The following is a 16714-nucleotide window of genomic DNA, read 5'->3' on the forward strand; positions in this document are numbered from 1 at the left end:
TTTTGTTTTTCTGCCGCCTTCTCGCCGATATTCCGCCCGACATCAAGGTAATCCCGTCTCGCTTGGTTATGCTGTAGCCAGTTCCTTTGGCAGACCGTCGCCGGCCATTGAACACCGGATCCCGGTTGGATGCGGGTCGGTCTGCACTGTCATTTTGCGTATCGTATTGATTCCTTGGAGACTCCTTGATGATCATTCACCCACAGATCCAGGGCTGCGTCGCCCGCAACTGTCATCCCATCGGCTGCCGTGCCGCCGTGCTGCAGCAGATCGAGCGGATCCGGGCGGCGGGCCCGTTCAACGGGCCGAAACGGGTGCTGGTGCTGGGCGCCTCGTCCGGCTTCGGGCTGGCGTCGCGCATCGCCCTGACCTTCGGGGCCGGTGCCGACACCGTCGGCGTATCGTTCGAGCGGGGCCCCTCCGACAAGGGGCCGGGCAGCGCCGGCTGGTACAACAACATCTGGTTTCGCAAGGAGGCGGAGCAGGCCGGCCGTATCGCCATCAATCTGCTCGGGGATGCCTTTTCTACCGGGATGCGCCAGCAGGCCATCGACACCATCCGCCAGCAGCTGGGGCAGGTGGATCTGGTGATCTACTCGCTGGCGAGCGGCATCCGGGTGTTGCCTGACGGCACGCAAGTGCGCTCCGTGCTCAAGACCACCGGCCAGCCATTCAGCGGCTGGGGACTGGATCTGGAACAGGACACCCTGGTGCAGCAGGCGCTGGATCCGGCCACCCCGGAGGAGATCCGCGACACCGTCAGCGTGATGGGCGGCGAGGACTGGCAGCTCTGGCTACAGGCGTTGCAGCAGGCGGATTGCCTCGCACCCGGCGCGCAAACCGTGGCCTACTCCTATATCGGCCCAGAATCGACCTACCCCCTCTATCGGGACGGCACCATCGGTTATGCCAAGGAGCATCTGCACGCCACCGCCGAGACCATCAACCTGCAGCTGGCGGAGCTTGGCGGCCACGCCTGGGTATCGGTCTGCAAGGCGCTGGTGACCAAGGCGAGCGCCTATATTCCGGTGCTGCCGGTCTATCTGGGACTGCTGATGGGGGTGATGAAGGAGCGTGGCGTGCACGAGGGCTGCATCGAGCAGATGCAGCGGCTGTTCGCCACCAAGATGTACGGCCCGCAAGGGGTGGTGGCCGACGGCAACCGGCTGATCCGGATGGATGACCACGAACTGGACCCCGCCATTCAGGCCGCCGTCTCGGCGCTCTGGTCCAAGGTTACGCCGGACAACTTCCATGGGCTGGGGGATTTTGCCGGGTTGCGCCAGGACTTCATGCAGCTCAATGGCTTCGAGCTGCCGGGTGTCGACTACGGCGCACCGGTGGATCTGGCCTCGCTGACCGAGTTGCTGCCCTGAGCTAGGGGGCTGAAGGTCAGGCCACGCTGCTGGCCAGGGCCTCCGGCTGCTCCGGGTTGCTCGGCTCTGCGGCCAGGATGGTCTGGTTGCGGCCCTGGCGCTTGGCCTGATACATGGCCATGTCGGCCCGGTGGATGAGCTGGCCCAGCCCGTCGTCGGCGGCCGAGCGGCCGGCTACCCCGATGCTAATGGTCATGCGGGGTTTGTCGATCTGGCCGATGCGCTGGCGTAGCTGCTCTGCCAGATACCAGCAATCCGCCGCCGGCAGCGGCACCGCTACCAGAAACTCCTCGCCGCCCCAGCGCCCGACCAGCTGCAGGTCGGGTGCCCAGGATCTCAGCTCCCGCGCCAGCCGCTGAATGGCCCTGTCTCCCGCCTGATGGCCGTGACGGTCGTTGATCTGCTTGAAGTGATCGATGTCGATGATCAGCAGGGTGAGCGGGCCCTCTTGCTGCCACTGGGTAGCCAGCCGTTCCAGCAGGGCGCGGCGATTGGGCAGCTCGGTCAGCTGATCGAAGGTGGCCAGCTTGTAGAGGTGGCGCGAGCTGCGGTGCAGCCGGTGGGTGGTGACGCCCAGCAGCAGCAGGGCGCTGGCCAGCAGGCCGACCAGCGCCAGCTGGTAGTGGCGGGCGCTCTGCTGATGCAGCAGTTGCTGGCGCTTGTTTTCGTTCTCCTGTTGCAGTACCCGGTTGCTGGCCTCGCTGCGGGCCAGATCCATCTCGGCCTGGAAGGCGGCGGCATGCTGGCTCAGGGTCTGGTTGAAGTGCTGCTTGTAGTCGTTCACGTATTCATTGAGTGCCTGGTAGGCCTCGGGGTAGCGCCCCTGATCCGCCAGCAGGCTGGCCTGCAAGGCCTTGCTGCCGGCACCGGCGGGCCCCTGGCTGGTCAGCAGTTGCAGCGCCAGCTGTTTCTCGCCGCTGCCCTGCAGTGCCCTGGCCCGGGTCTCCAGCAGACGCACCCCGGCTTCCGGGTAGCCCAGTTGCTGATAGAGCGCCTGCGCCTCGTCCAAGGCGCGCAGGGCGCCGGCCCAGTCGCGCTCGGCATTGAGCGCCATGGCCTGATAGCCGAGGATGATGGCACGGTAGTCCGGCGCCAGCGCCGGGTTGGCCAGCAGATTGTCCAGCAGCCGTCTGGCCTGGGCGGGGCGATCGGTATCGATATAGAGCCGCGCCATGTTGGCCCGGATGATGGTCTGGCTGTTGGGTTCGTCCAGCTGCACCATGCGCTGCAGCGCCTCCAGGTAATAGCTTTCGGCCTCCCGTGCCAGATTGAGGTCGGCATAGAGGTTGCCGAGGGTCATCAGCAGGCGGGCGCACTGTAGGCTGGCGATGGTGGAGTCTGGTATCGTCTGCTTGAGGCGAAAGGCGGTCTTGAGCTCGGCGATCGCTGCACTGAGCTGCTGGGTGCGATAGAGTGCGAGCCCGTTCAGGGCGTGCCACTCGGAGGTCTGCTGCGGATGACCGGCGACGGCGGGTTTGAGCTGCTCCAGCAGGGTGAGCGCCTGATCCGGCGCTTCGGTATCCAGGGTGAGGGCGATCTGCTGCAAGCGGAAGTCGAGCAGGCGCAGGGTCTCCTGCTGGGCACTGGCCAGCCCGCGGGCACGGGCGTTGTCGAGCAGGGCTTGCGGATAGCGCCCCAGCGAGGCCTGGGCCAGGGCTCTGGCGTAAAACTGCTCCATGTCCTGCTGCGGGTTGGCGTCGAGGCGTTGCAGATAGCCAACGGGATCGCGCGCCGCCTGCAGTTCAGCCTCTTTCAGCAAGGAGGGAGTGGCCTGCAGCTGGGTCATCCAGAGCAGCGCCAGTGCCATTATGAATCTCATTGAATCCTTTCCCCGACCACTGGCGCCATCATAATGGCTGAATCCACCTACACCATGTTTCTTTGCTTCTCTATAACCGTATGGGGGATAGGATGAGGCGAAAAGCTGTCACAACTGAGAGCTTGGGCAGCGGTATCTGGTTGCTTCATAACGAAACTGTGGCGACAATCGTGACCAAATCACAGTGGAGAATCATCATGTTGGCCAAAGCCATGATCGAGAAGTTGAACGAGCAGATTAATCTTGAATTCTATTCCTCCAACCTCTACCTGCAGATGAGCGCCTGGTGCGAGGACAAGGGCTTCGAGGGGGCGGCCAACTTCCTGCGCCAGCACGCCGTCGAGGAGCGTCAGCACATGGAGCGCCTGTTCACCTACGTGAGCGAGACCGGTGCCATGCCGCTGCTGGGTGCCATCGATGCCCCTCCCCACGAGTTCAAGTCGCTGGGTGACATCTTCCGTACCACCCTCGAGCACGAATACCACATCACCAAGTGCATCAACGGCCTGGCCCACGTGGCGTTCACCACCCAGGACTACTCCACCTTCAACTTCCTGCAGTGGTACGTGGCCGAGCAGCATGAAGAGGAGAAGCTGTTCAAGAGTATCGTCGACCGCCTGTCGCTGGTGGGTGAAGACGGCAAGGGCCTCTACTTCATCGACAAGGAGCTGGCCGAGCTGGCCAAGGGCGCCCCTGCCAGCATCATGGATGGCAACGCCTGATAGTCGTGGACACTTAGTGTTCAGCCAGTACAATGACGGCCCCTCTCAACAGGGGCCGTTTGCTATTGCGGCAGCCATGAAACCGCGGTGCTGGTTTTTGCCGGATACAATGACGGTCTTCGTATAAAGGGGCCGTTTTTCTTTTGATGAGTGAGTGATGATGAAGCAGTTTGATGTGGTGGTGATCGGCGCCGGGGCGGCCGGATTGATGTGTGCGGCCCAGGCCGGTTATCGGGGCCGCTCCGTGCTGGTGCTCGACAACGCCAAGAAGCCGGGCCGCAAGATCCTCATCAGCGGCGGCGGCCGCTGCAACTTCACCAACCATCAGGCCGGCCCCCACGCCTTCCTCTCGGCCAACCCCCACTTCTGCAAGTCGGCGCTGGCGCGCTACACCCAGCAGGATTTCATCGATCTGGTGGACCGGCACGGCCTGAGCTATCACGAGAAGACCCTGGGCCAGCTGTTCTGTGACGAGAGCGCCAAGGAGATCGTCGACATCCTGCTGACCGAGTGTGACTGGGCCGGCGTGGCCCTGCAGTTCCAGACCGAGATCCTCGCCGTCAGCAAGAGTGACGAGGGTTTCGTGCTGACCACCAGTCAGGGGGAGATCAGCTGCCACTCGCTGGTGGTGGCCACCGGCGGCCTCTCCATGCCGAAACTCGGCGCCACCCCCTACGGCTTCAAGCTGGCGGAGCAGTTCGGCCTCAAGGTGTTGCCGACCCGCGCCGGGCTGGTGCCCTTTACCCTGCATCAGGCCGAGAAAGAGGCCTTCGCCGATCTGGCCGGGGTCAGCCTGCCGGTGGCGGTGACCGCCGAGGATGGCACCTGTTTCAAGGAGGCCATGCTGTTCACCCATCGCGGCCTCTCCGGCCCGGCCATCCTGCAGATCTCTTCGTTTTGGCTGGCGGGGGAGAAGATCCACATCAACCTGCTGCCGGAGCTCGACATCGCCGCCACCCTCAGGGAGTGGGCCCAGGCCCATCCGGCGCAGGAGCTGAAAACCGTGCTGGGACGCGAGCTGCCCAAGCGCTTCGTCGACAAGCTGGTGGAGCTGGGCCAGCTGGTCAGCAAGCCGATGCGCCAGTACAACGAGCGGGAGCTGGAGGCGGTGGCCACCCTGCTGGGGGATTGGCAGATCCTGCCCAACGGCACCGAGGGTTATCGCACCGCCGAAGTGACCCTGGGGGGGGTGGATACCAACGAGCTCTCCTCCAAGACCATGGAGGCGCGCAAGGTGGCCGGTCTCTACTTTATCGGCGAAGTGGTGGACGTGACCGGCTGGCTCGGTGGCTACAACTTCCAGTGGGCCTGGTCTTCCGGTTGGGTAGCCGGCCAGTACTGCTGATGGAAGATGCTTCTATATCGTCGATGAGCGCGATTGCGGCCTTTGGGGGGCAACTTCCAGTGGGGCTGTAGCCCCGGCGGCTGGGGGGGGGGCTGGCCAGTACTGCTGACCAACCCTCGTTCTCATCCACTTCCAGACGCGGCCGCTCAGGCCGCGTTTTTTATGGGTTTCATCCCTCGCGCGGTGGCTCGCTATCCCTTTCTAAGGGTTGGCAAGAACGCGGTCAGCAAGCCGATGAGCGGCAGGTAGGCGCAGACCCTGTACACGGTTTCGATGCTGGTGGCATCGGCCAGCTGGCCCAGCAGGGCCGCCCCTATGCCTCCCATGCCGAAGGCGAAGCCAAAGAACAGGCCTGAGATGGTGCCGACCTTGCCGGGGACCAGCTCCTGGGCGTAGACCAGGATGGCGGAGAAGGCCGAGGCCAGGATCAGGCCGATGATGACCGAGAGCACCGAGGTCCAGAACAGGTCGACATGGGGCAGCAGCAGGGTGAAGGGGGCGACGCCGAGGATGGAGATCCAGATCACCCGTTTGCGGCCGATGCGGTCGCCAATTGGCCCGCCGAGCACGGTACCCGCCGCGACGGCAAACAGGAAGGCGAACAGATAGAGCTGGGCGCTGTCCAGCGACAGGCTGAACTTGTCCATCAGGTAGAAGGTGTAATAGCTGCTCAGGCTGGCCATGTAGAAGAATTTGGAGAACATCAGCAGGCCGAGGATGGCCAGCGACCAGCCGATCTGGCGACGGCTCAGGCCGTGGCCGAGGTGCGCCTTCATCCGTTTATGGAAGTTGGCGGCGTGGTGGCTGGACCAGCGTCCGACTAGGCTGAGCACGATGACGCCGACCAGGGCGAACAGCGAGAACCAGGCCGCGCTACCCTGGCCCTGCGGCACTATGATCAGCGCGGCGAGCAGCGGGCCTATGGCCGAGCCCAGGTTGCCGCCGATCTGGAACAGCGACTGGGCCAGCCCAGGCTGACTGCCGGCCGCCATGCGGGCGACCCGGGAAGATTCCGGGTGGAATACCGACGAGCCGATACCGATCAGCATGGCCGACAGCAGCACGGCGCCGAAGCTCGTCGCCTGCGACAACGACAGCAAGCCGATCATCGTAAAGCCCATGCCGAACGGCAATGAATAGGGCATGGGTCGGCGGTCGGTGTAGAGGCCGATCAGCGGCTGCAACAGCGAGCCGGTGAACTGGTAGGTGAGGGTGATGAGGCCGATCTGGGCGAACGACAGGTTGAGGCCGAGCTTGAGCAGCGGATAGATGGCCAGCAGCACCGACTGCATCATGTCGTTCAACAGGTGCGAGAAGCTGATGGCGGCGATCACCGGATAGGTGGTGCGATTCAAGGCATCGTGCGCGGTAGCGGCGGCGAGTGGCTGATCGGTACTGAGGCTCTTTTCCATGAGGGCGGGTTCTGTGAGTCTGGGTATGGCTTAACATGCCTGATCCCGACGCGTCTGGACACCATAAAGTGGGGGTGATCGGGGTTGCCGGTTACGGCGGTGAGAGGGTGGGGCGACGGATTATAGATCGGCACTTGTGCTCGGCGGGCGGCGGATTAGTATAGAAACCTCGTCGTCGCATTATGCGGGTCGCCGCCCGCCATGGAGGGATCATGTTCGAAAGCCTGGGAGTCATCAACGTCTGGACCTGCCTGAGCGGGCTGTTTTCCAGGTCCAGAGGGGGGTGCCATGTTTGAGAGCCTGGGTGTCATCAATGTCTGGACCTGCTTGAGTGGGCTCTTTTCCAAGTCCAGGGGGGCGCGCCATGTTTGAGAGCCTGGGAGTCATCAACGTCTGGACCTATCTGGTCGGGCTCTTCTTCATCATCATAGCGCCGGGGCCCAACTCGATTTATGTGCTGCGCACCGGGGCGACCCGTGGCATAGGCCCCGGCTACAAGGCGGCCCTCGGGGTCTTCGTCGGCGACGCCATCCTGATCTTCTGCGCCTATCTGGGCATCGCCTCCCTCATTCGCACCACCCCCCTGCTGTTCACCCTGGTGCGCTACCTCGGCGCCCTCTATCTGCTCTACTTGGGGGTGAAGATACTCCACGCCAACTTCGTCGCCAGGCGGGAAGGGGAGGCATCCGTGGTCGAGTCCGGCGAGCGCTACTTCTCCAAGGCGCTCACCTTAAGCCTCACCAACCCCAAGGCGATCCTGTTCTACGTCTCCTTCTTCGTACAGTTCGTCGACTTCAACTATGCCCACACCTGGGTCTCCTACCTGGTGCTGGCGAGCATGCTGGAGGCCATGAGCTTCGTCTATCTCACCCTGTTGATCTTCGGCGGCACCCTGATGGCCCGCTTCTTTGCGCGCAAGGTACGCCTCGCCAAACTCGGCAATGGCCTTATCGGCCTCTTCTTTATGGGCTTCGCCGCCCGGCTGGCCACGTTGTCATCCTGATGGTCAGGGCATTGCCCAATCCCGGTCGCCCGTTTGCGAGCGGCTAGTCAGGCCAGCAATCCTTGCCGACCCGGATGAACCGGGATTGGTAGACGATCAGCTTCTGGTTGCCTGCTTGGCCGATCCTTGGGTTCTGGTAGGTTTCGCCGGGCAGCAGGTATTTGCTGTCGGCCTCGCTGTCCGCCTGCAGACATCCCCGTTTCACCATGAATTCGAAGTAGGTGTTGCCGGTATTGGTGATGCTGTTCCTTGCCGGGTCCAGCTGGTATTGAAAACGCACTTGGCGCGGGCGCACCACCAGGGTCGATTGCAGCGCGAGTTTCATCTCCAACGCACCACGGCGCCTGGCCTGGCCACTTTCATCAAGCTGGGCCGCCGGTGACTCGGTGAAGGTGATGCGATAGTAACGCTCCTGACCATCCGCCGGCCCCTTGTAGTAGAGCTTGACGTTCTGCATGCGCTTGGCGTGCAGTGTGAAGCGCTTGGGGGCGAACAGCAGCTCGCCGGGCACCGTCGGAACGCTTGTCCCCGTAGCCGTGGGATTGCTGATTTTTTCCATCTGCACTTCGTAGACCTTGGGCGAGCCGCTGTTGTTGGTGACGGTCCGGGCAATGAATTCTTCGTTCGGTGCCATGGCAATCGTCATGGCGCCGATGTCGATGGCCATGGCCTGTGAGCTCAGCGTGCCGGCCAGCAAGAGCCAGAGAATGCGATGCGTGTCGTTCTTCATGGTCAGCGCCAGGTCCCTTTGATGGTAATGGTACCGCTTTGCTGTACTTCCCCTTCCCACAAGTCGTTGCCAATGGTGCGTTGCACCATGGGATCGGTCAGATCGAATTCCAGCGCCAGCTTGTAGAATCGGGTAATGCCTTTGCCGCTGACGGGATCGCTCCACTCTTGTGGTGGTTGGTTGTCTTTTATGCCCAAGGCACGGATATCTACCGAGTGTCCGCCACATTCTATGGCATGCTGGGAAGCGGCACCATGAGTCCCTGAATCAAACACCAGCCTGGTCGGAATTGGCACGGCCTGCTCGGATGATACTTTCCCGGCCGGGTAAAAAGTGCAATGCCCTTGATAAGGAACGCCTTGGTCTTGCGAAATAGATATTTCGAGCAGATCGGCACTAATAGGGCCACTATCAGAAATATTGTAGGGGAAATTCAGAATATCTTTTCCAACGCTGCCTTCCCTGTAAGGTGTGGTTATACCATCGGATGACAGAATCGATACGCTGAAGTCCCGTGGCTTGATATGTATCTCAGTTGTGCCACTGAACTCATAGTATCCACTCTCAGGTGCATACCCATTTTTCATATTGAAGTTGATCAGGCTACGAGTAAGTTGTTCTTGCAGACCCAACCTCACCACTTGTTTGAAGAAATTGCTTGATAGAAACAGATACACAGAGGATTGCCCCCTGAGGTAGCTGATATTATGGCGATAACCCTTGTATGCCCAATTCTTGAGATCCGCACTCATTTGCAAATCAGTGACGCCAATGGCGCTATTCAATGAGCTATTTCTGACATTGGTATAAATATACGGTTCGATATAATTTTGGCTGCCATCGTCATTGAAGTTGTAATCAAGGAACCGACATAAAATGCCGTCTTGATTGCCTAGACGATAGTTTTCACAGCCTTGAGAACCAGGCAAGACATAAGGTACGCCATTGCTGTCAACAATGACTTCGCTAATCGCGTTGGTTTGTACGAAGCGCAGATGACCAGCCTTCTTGTGCTGCATGTTTCTCACGTACCAGTAGCCACTGTTCTGATTGATACAGCGCTCTCCAGCCGCCGCATCGTATTTGAGCGTGGTCATGCACAAGTTCATTTCTCTGTTCAAAATGGCTCCAACTGGCATGGTGCGCAGATAGTCAAAGAAGCTTGTGCTGAGCTTGCCGTGCCCCCATCCCGCGGATGCGCCAATGAGACCGAAAAAGCCAAGGTCATCTACCACGGCGGGTTTGTTGACCGCTTCTGCCGTGTCGGGATCACAGCGGGTATATGTCATGATGCAGCGCTGGTTGACATAAGGACGACGGATCGGGCCGTTTTCCCACATGTCGACGTTCCAATTGTTAATATCAGTGTTGTATCCATTATCAACATACGCCAGGCTCACTTGCCCATTCCCTTTAAGGGAGGTCCAAGCATTTGCACCGGTCAAACGTGGATCTAATCCGTCGGTAGGTGCCACAAACAGGTTGTTGTCTTCCTGGTTCTCAATAAACAGAAAGTTTCGTAGCGGAGCATTTGGCCAGACAGTTTTGGATACTGCGGCACTGGCCTGCGAGGCCCAGCTGGTGGCAATTGCCATCGCCAACAGCCATTTATATGCGGGATTCATCATCAGTACTCTCTCACCATGGCATAGGTGGGCAGCCCCTGGCAGGTAATGATGCCTACCCAGGCGGCGCCGCTGTGTTTTTCAAGATCGAGCTCGGCTTCACAGAAGTCATTCCCCTGGCGGAAGGTCAGCATGGGATTGGCTTTATCCACATCCAGCGAGAATTCACCCTCCTCGTTGGTCACCGTGGTGCCGATATGGTTGTCGATGCGGGCATTGGCCAGTAAGGAGCCGTCTTCCGCCCTGAGTATGCCGAAGACGGTCACCATCTCCTTGATTGTGCTGCGCGCATCCAGGGTGGCCACGTTGCCGGGAAACAGGGTGTAGCGCTGCTTGCCGGTATTGATGTCGTAGCTGTCTTTGCCCCGCTTGCTGTTGAGCAGCTCGATCTCGTATTCCCCGTAAGGGGGGAGGGCGAGGAAGGTCTGCTCGCCCTGCAGGGGGTAATCCTGTCCGTTGACCTTGGCGAGCATCTGTCCTTGGCGATCGATACCGGTATTGATGATCAAGCCGGCCCCCGAGGAGTTGCGGCTAGAGGCGACCAGTGAGTCCTCCGTCGTGACCAGGGCGCCGCGCGCAATCAGGTTGCCATTCATGTCGCCACCATGGCCGCGGCCCAGCGTCATGGTGCCGCCGATGACCTTGTTCTCGAACCCGAGAGTGCCGGAGAGCGCCATATTGTGTTCATCACTGCCGTGCATCATGCGCGAGGCATTGAACGAGGCCAGATTGATGACGCCGTCCATGCGTTTCTGGTAGTTGACGTTGGCCGTGGTCTGGCCCTGCTCGTTACTGCTCATGCCAAAGCTGAACAGGTTGTCGAACGGGATCGAGTAATCCAGCGTGATGCTCTTGTTGTTGAATCCGTTGAGCGTGCCGCTGTCGCTCTGCAGGCTGGCGCGCAGCGACAGGTTGCCGTATTTGCCGGCATAAAGGTGCTGGTAGTAATCGGCATAACTGCGATCGCTGTTCATCTGGCGGTCGTGCAGGGTATTGAAGGTGAGCTGGCCGAGACCGCTGACCCAGCCACCCAGATTGATCGTGATGCCGGCAGAGTAGAGTTCGGCGTTGCTCACCGTCAGGGCGCTGCCGGTCTCGAGCTTCTCCTGGCTGAGCCAAAGAGAGGCATTGTCATGGGCCTGCAGGGCAAGGCTGGATGCGAATCGCCACGATTGGTCGGAGGCCAGCATGGTTTGCAACTGGGCGCTGACACGATCGGTTGCCTGCCAGTTTGCACGGGCTTCGCCTACCGCAGCATCCTTGAAGGCATAGGTTGTAGTGGCCAGTTCCAGGGTATCCAGCGAACGTGCTAGCGATACTCCCAGCAGCGGTGAATCACCGTTGTTCTGGGCGCCTTCCATCATGCCTCCCCACCATTGCCATCCCCACTCCTGAGTAAAGCCCAGACTACCGCCCAGCTTGGTGACGCGCTGGGTCGTGGTGCTGGTCAGCCGTCCATCGACATAGACTTCGACCGTGACGTTGTAGACGCCACTGGGGAACGCCGAGGTGTCGATATTCTGGTTGCCGATGGCCAGGTTTTGCAGGCTGATCAGGCGATCCTCACGGTACACCCTGACCTCGCCATTGGCAGGCATGAAGACTTGTACCGGGGTGGTGGATGCGTCGGCCTTCTGTTTACGTGACTGGGCCTGGTTGCCGTACGATGCCCCATAAATGCGGCCAGTACTCAGGCCGGTCACCACCCCCAGCGTCTGCAGATCCCAGGTCGAGACCATGCCGGCTGCGATGCGGCGATCGTCAAGATCCCGCTCGTACATGGCACGATAGATGTCACCGCTCTGTTCTGGCTCCCCAAGGTTGTAGAGGGAGGCGTCCAGCGCCATGTGATGGGCGCCCATCCCGACGGTACTGTCCAGTTGCAGGAAGTTGGAGTCGTTGTGACCGTTTTGCCGATTGCTGTTGAAGGAGTAGCCCAGATTGTAGCGATGAACACCGGTCAGGGCGTCAACGGTCGGGGTCAAGGTCACCCGGTTGTCCGGCTGCCTGGCCTGGCCGAATGCATCGCGTGAAACCCGAATCGTCAGCAACATGGCCACCAGGTCAAGCTGCATGCTGGCGTTGGCATCTATCTGCAAGCTGCCCTCGGCAGAAAACGTGCGCTTCTCTTCGTTGGCTAGCATGGCGGTCAGCTGGTCGTTGAGCAGACCTTGCTGCTGGCCAGCACCAAAATCGATGTGCAGCAGATGCAGCTTGCCGTCCTGCAGCAGCAGGGTGGCATTGCCGATCGGGTGATCGGTCAGGGTGTCGAGCTGGTTTTTTTCATCCGTGTACTGCAGGCGAACGGGAACAGCCAGCCCTTCTGCCAGAGCCTGGGCAAAACTGGCTGGAATGATGACGTTGGCGATCTTGAGTGGCGCCGCGCTGTTGGCCGAGGCGGAGACCACCATCAGCAATGAGAGCGGCAACAAGCAGGTTTTCTTCAACATATCACGCACCATGGTTTCAGATTTCGGCAAAACAACACCGCCACTCGACCGGGTGGTGAAGGCAGTACCAGCACAAACGGGTTATTTGACGACGACGAATTCCTGACCCAGCCAGAGGCCAAGATGACTTTGCGGATCCTGCATATCGACTTTCTTGAAGCGGCGCTGCTTGCCGGGCAGGTCGTAGTAGGTCTCTTTACACTGCGCCTGTGCCTTGCGGTCCAGACAGGGGCCGTAGGCCACGGTGCGGTAAGAGGCATTCCCCTGATTGCTCAACATTCCGTTTTGCAGGTTGTAGGCGAAGTGTTGCTGGCGTGGCGTGACCACCAGAATGGTGCCTATCTGGGCAGAGGTGGTGGCAACCGCTTGGCGGCGATTGTTGCTCTGGTCGTCCATCGACAGGGCGGTGTCCAGCCAGCGGATGCGGTAGTAGCGCTCCTTGCCGTCCTGCGGTCCCTTGTAAAAGAAACGAACGTTGTTCTTGGCATGGGCGGGCAGCATCAGTCGGCTGGGCGAGAGCATCAGCTCGCCGGCCACTTCCATCGGGATCTCCTGGCCACCCTCTTCGGGTGAAGAGATGCGGCTGATGGAGATGGTGACCAGCCTGGCTTGAGCACTGCCATTCTCGATCTCCTTGGCTACATCCTGGCTGCCTGCATCGATGAAGGTGGTGACGGAACCAACGTTGATGGCCTGGCTGACCCCGGGAATAAACAGCATCCATGCCATCAGCATTTTCAGGTTCATGGGAACTCCTGTGATTGCAAAGGGCCCCGCAGGGCCCCGAATACTATGCGTCGAGGTAATTAGGACCAGTTGGCAACGAACTCGACGTTGACTTCCCCACTCCACAGGCCATCCGGCAGGGTCTCGAAAGCCGCGTCTGTGCCGTTGACGGTCGCGCTCTCGATGTTGAAGGTGAACGAGCCCTGGGCGGTGCTGCGCTGGGTGTCATCCTTGAAGCTGCTGGCCAGCGGAGAGAGGTTGCCGCCCGTGATGCCGGCAGCGGTATCGATCAGCGTGGTATAGGCGGTGGTGCTGACGGGAGCTCCTTGCCACAGCACGCCGACGTCGACGGTGGAGCCGCCGCTCAGGTGGTTCAGAGTGCCGCTCAGCTTCTTGGCCTTCAGCGTGAAGTCGGTGGCGCTGGCATCACCCTTGATGGCAACGTCGAACAGGCCGTTCACGGTGTTGAAACCCTTGATCCCTTCCGCGTATTGGAAAGAGAGGCTGTCGAGCGGCGTGACAACCAGCGCCGACTCGGTGTCCTTTTTGGCGGTTGCCTTCCAGGTGGCAACGGATTTTGCTTCTACAGCGGCCTGAGCGGCGGCAGCGAAGCCCAGTCCTGCAACAGTCAGCACAATCAGAGTCTTTTTCATCTTGATATTTCCTACACATTTCCTGATGGGGGCATTTGCCACCCGTTTGATTTCACGCACCCAGGGTGCATTCCCTTTCCACCTTGCCGGACGGGTTTGTCCAGGCAATCTTGCCGATCGCCGAAGGGTAATGTTTCGTCAATCAGCTCATCTTTTCGCCGGCAAAGATACTGGACGGACCTGCTCGGATCGATTGAATGCTGTGTAGGAAAAGTCCTAAAAGATGGTTGTTGTCTGCAACTTAAAATAAGCCTTGTCCATTCTCTTATCAGGGTTTTTTGTTTTTCTTATGATTTTGATTTTTAAGAGTTTTGGTGCTTTTCTTATCTAGATGGTGCGTCCCTCTGACGGGGGAGGATGGGAGGGGTTGCCGTACAGGAATGAGTACAAGAAAAAATAGAGATTCAAAAGAATATATAGCTCTGTAAGTATTTGATGAGCATAAATAAAAATATCAGATAAAAATGAATGAGGTACGAAGAGAGGCGTCGTTACTTGAACTACGTAACATATCATTAATATTCAAGCGCCATATGGTACACGTGCTGACTTTGTAGTTAATATACGTTGAATCAAATGGAGTAATGACAGGAAAGTATATGGCAAAAATATTGGTAGTAGATGATCACCCTGCCATCAGAATGGCTGTAAATATCCTGCTGCAGCAGGATGATCATCATATTGTTGCCGAAGTTGATAATGGTGTTGATGCAGTTTCGATGGCGCGGAAATATCAGCCTGATATGGTCGTGCTGGATATCGGAATTCCCCGGCTGGACGGCATTGAGGTGATCAAAAGACTGAAAGAGATGGATGCTGATATCAAGGTGGTCATATTGTCGGCACAAGCTACGCATCATATTATGGTGCGTTGTCTGCAAGCCGGTGCCAACGGTTTCATATCCAAGCTGGATGACCTTTCCTTGCTGAAAACAGTGCTGGTAAAGGTAGGGAAAGGTCAGCTTTATTTCCCTCGCGATGTGATTGCTGGCGCCAAGAATGCCCATGAAGTCGATCGGAAAGATCTCTTGTCGGCACTCTCGGATAGAGAGATGAGCGTCTTGTTGCAGATATGCCAGGGGCACACCAACAAGCAGATTGCAGAGAGCATGCTGCTGAGCGAGAAGACGGTCAGCACCTACAAGAGTCGGCTGATGCAAAAGCTCAATGTCACCACCATGGTTGATCTGATCAGCCTGGCCAAGCGTCAAGAGTTGCTGTGACCATGAGGCATTGGTTTGCAGCTCTGCTGGTCTGTTGCTGCGCTTCATGGGCTTCGGCTCATGAGCTGGCGGCGCCCTATCTGCATGTCTATGCGCGCAATGACAGCGAGTACCTCGAGAAGCAGACCCTGCCACTGCATGCGGAAGATTGGCTGTGGTTGAGAAATCGTGGCCGGCTGGTGCTCGGGGTACCCATGCCCGACAATCCTCCGATGGACATCACCCTGCGTGCCAATGCTTACGAAGGCGTCACCGCCGACATTGTCGGCATGCTGAGTCATCTGTTGCGTGTCGAGATCGTCGTAAAGAATCTGCCGTCTCGCGCCGCGGCCATTGCTGCGCTCAAGCGGGGAGAGGTCGATCTGCTGAGCACCTCCAATGCCTATGAAGAAGAGCAGCAATTATTGTTGACCGATAAATATACCTGATTACCCATGATTAGCAGTCAGTTACCACGAACTATACTGATCTTACGTACAGTTATCGAGGTGCGAGATCATGGCCAAAAGCAAAGTCCAATTCCAGAAAGGCTACAGCCTGTTTGATTTTTTCAAGGACTATGGCACTGAAGCGCAGTGCGAAAACGCGCTGCTTGCTTGGCGTTTTCCGAACGGTTTCATCTGTCCTGAGTGCGCCAACAAGACCTGCTGTCGCCTGAAAAGTCGGCCACGCGTGCTGCAATGCAATAACTGCCGTCACCAGATGTCATTGACTGGAAACACGATTTTTGCAAACACCAAACTCCCACTGACCAAGTGGTTTCTGGCGATGCAGCTGCTGTCACAGACCAAAACTGGCTTGTCAGCGATGGAGCTAAAGCGCCAGTTGGACGTCAAATATGACACCGCCTGGATGCTCAAGCACAAGCTGCTGCAAGCCATGAAAGAGTCCGATGACAAGCAGCCCATCAGCGGCATCATTCAGCTCGATGATGTCTACTGGGGTGGAGAGCGCCGTGGTGGCAAACGAGGTCGCGGCGCGGCAGGCAAGACGCCGTTTGTGGCAGCAGTAGCCCTGAACAAGGAAGGGCATCCAATCAAGATGCGGATGACGGTGGTCGATGGTTTCAAAACCAACGTCATTGCTGATTGGGCAAAACGGCATCTTGCTAGTGGTAGCGCGGTGATATCCGATGGATTGGCCTGTTTCAAAGCGGTCAAGGAGGCCAATTGTGAGCACCTGGGTGTTGTCACCGGGGGCAACCTTGATTTGCTGGATCATCCGGCATTCAACTGGGTAAACACGATGATAGGGAATGTGAAGAACTCGCTGCGGGGCAGTTGCCATACGCTCGGAGCGAAGCATTTACCAAGGCATCTTGCGGAATACTGCTTCCGGTTTAATCATCGTTTTGACCTCAAGAGCATGTTGGTTGAATTGGGGCATGCAGTCGTGGCAAGCCCTCCGATGCCATATCGGCTCTTGAAGCTGGCTGAGGGTCATGGGTAATCAGGTAAATATATGCCGGATGATCCGGCCATATATAAGAATATTCACGTAAAGGAGCGTGATATAAGAACGGTGGCCGTCCCGGAGTATTATCTGCCGGCGCTGGATGTGATGCGCTACCTGCCCAAGGTTCAGATAAAAATGTATTCCTCTCGTTATAGCGCACTTTCTGCGGTTGCAT

14 protein-coding genes are annotated in these 16714 nt (G+C 58.7%); 7 read left to right on the plus strand and 7 right to left on the minus strand.

Features of this window, described 5'->3' with window-relative positions; translation table 11 throughout:
• Positions 1 to 188 precede the first annotated feature (188 nt).
• Positions 189 to 1376 carry an enoyl-ACP reductase FabV gene (gene fabV, locus ACPW75_RS21150; protein ID WP_077097709.1) on the plus strand — a complete coding sequence of 396 codons (1188 nt, stop codon included), beginning with the start codon at positions 189 to 191 and terminating at the stop codon, positions 1374 to 1376.
• Positions 1377 to 1392: 16 nt separating this feature from the next.
• Here fabV and ACPW75_RS21155 read toward each other — a convergent pair whose 3' ends face one another.
• Positions 1393 to 3183, minus strand: coding sequence for a GGDEF domain-containing protein (locus tag ACPW75_RS21155; RefSeq protein ID WP_077097711.1), 1791 nt, complete (start codon positions 3181 to 3183; stop codon positions 1393 to 1395).
• A gap of 209 nt (positions 3184 to 3392) precedes the next feature.
• Between ACPW75_RS21155 and ftnA the strand changes: the two genes are divergently transcribed.
• Both ftnA and ACPW75_RS21165 read left to right on the plus strand, forming a co-directional pair.
• Positions 3393 to 3917: a non-heme ferritin gene (gene ftnA, locus ACPW75_RS21160; protein WP_016348910.1), complete on the plus strand. Its 525-nt coding sequence runs from the start codon at positions 3393 to 3395 to the stop codon at positions 3915 to 3917.
• Between the two features lie 160 nt (positions 3918 to 4077).
• Positions 4078 to 5262 (plus strand): NAD(P)/FAD-dependent oxidoreductase, encoded by a 1185-nt coding sequence (locus tag ACPW75_RS21165; protein WP_179101508.1) that lies wholly within the window; start codon positions 4078 to 4080, stop codon positions 5260 to 5262.
• 191 nt (positions 5263 to 5453) lie between these two features.
• Here the strand turns inward: ACPW75_RS21165 and ACPW75_RS21170 are convergent, their stop codons facing one another.
• Positions 5454 to 6674, minus strand: coding sequence for an MFS transporter (locus ACPW75_RS21170; protein ID WP_077098154.1), 1221 nt, complete (start codon positions 6672 to 6674; stop codon positions 5454 to 5456).
• Between the two features lie 364 nt (positions 6675 to 7038).
• Between ACPW75_RS21170 and leuE the strand changes: the two genes are divergently transcribed.
• Positions 7039 to 7677, plus strand: a complete 639-nt coding sequence (gene leuE, locus ACPW75_RS21175) for a leucine efflux protein LeuE (RefSeq protein ID WP_077098157.1) — start codon at positions 7039 to 7041, stop codon at positions 7675 to 7677.
• Positions 7678 to 7720: 43 nt separating this feature from the next.
• Here leuE and ACPW75_RS21180 read toward each other — a convergent pair whose 3' ends face one another.
• From ACPW75_RS21180 to ecpA, 5 genes are all read right to left on the minus strand, one after another.
• Positions 7721 to 8407: a fimbrial biogenesis chaperone gene (locus ACPW75_RS21180; RefSeq protein ID WP_179101535.1), complete on the minus strand. Its 687-nt coding sequence runs from the start codon at positions 8405 to 8407 to the stop codon at positions 7721 to 7723.
• Between the two features lie 2 nt (positions 8408 to 8409).
• Positions 8410 to 10035 (minus strand): hypothetical protein, encoded by a 1626-nt coding sequence (locus tag ACPW75_RS21185; RefSeq protein ID WP_179101536.1) that lies wholly within the window; start codon positions 10033 to 10035, stop codon positions 8410 to 8412.
• Positions 10035 to 12482, minus strand: coding sequence for a fimbrial biogenesis outer membrane usher protein (locus ACPW75_RS21190; RefSeq protein ID WP_232105277.1), 2448 nt, complete (start codon positions 12480 to 12482; stop codon positions 10035 to 10037). Before ACPW75_RS21190 ends, ACPW75_RS21185 begins: the two co-directional genes overlap by 1 nt.
• 81 nt (positions 12483 to 12563) lie before the next feature.
• Positions 12564 to 13229 (minus strand): hypothetical protein, encoded by a 666-nt coding sequence (locus tag ACPW75_RS21195; protein WP_077098163.1) that lies wholly within the window; start codon positions 13227 to 13229, stop codon positions 12564 to 12566.
• 59 nt (positions 13230 to 13288) lie between these two features.
• Positions 13289 to 13861: a common pilus major fimbrillin subunit EcpA gene (gene ecpA / locus ACPW75_RS21200; RefSeq protein WP_077098165.1), complete on the minus strand. Its 573-nt coding sequence runs from the start codon at positions 13859 to 13861 to the stop codon at positions 13289 to 13291.
• Positions 13862 to 14460: 599 nt separating this feature from the next.
• Between ecpA and ACPW75_RS21205 the strand changes: the two genes are divergently transcribed.
• From ACPW75_RS21205 to ACPW75_RS21215, 3 genes are all read left to right on the plus strand, one after another.
• The gene (locus ACPW75_RS21205) at positions 14461 to 15084 is read left to right on the plus strand and encodes a response regulator transcription factor (RefSeq protein WP_017410528.1); all 624 of its coding nucleotides are present in this window, start codon (positions 14461 to 14463) and stop codon (positions 15082 to 15084) included.
• Between the two features lie 2 nt (positions 15085 to 15086).
• Complete coding sequence (locus ACPW75_RS21210) at positions 15087 to 15512, plus strand: hypothetical protein (protein ID WP_256822372.1); 426 nt, start codon at positions 15087 to 15089, stop codon at positions 15510 to 15512.
• Positions 15513 to 15582: 70 nt separating this feature from the next.
• Positions 15583 to 16533, plus strand: coding sequence for an IS1595-like element ISAeca5 family transposase (locus tag ACPW75_RS21215; RefSeq protein ID WP_279962591.1), 951 nt, complete (start codon positions 15583 to 15585; stop codon positions 16531 to 16533).
• The last annotated feature ends 181 nt before the right edge of the window (positions 16534 to 16714 follow it).

The organism is Aeromonas sp. FL131 (genome assembly GCF_049860615.1).
Classification (GTDB): domain Bacteria; phylum Pseudomonadota; class Gammaproteobacteria; order Enterobacterales; family Aeromonadaceae; genus Aeromonas; species Aeromonas hydrophila.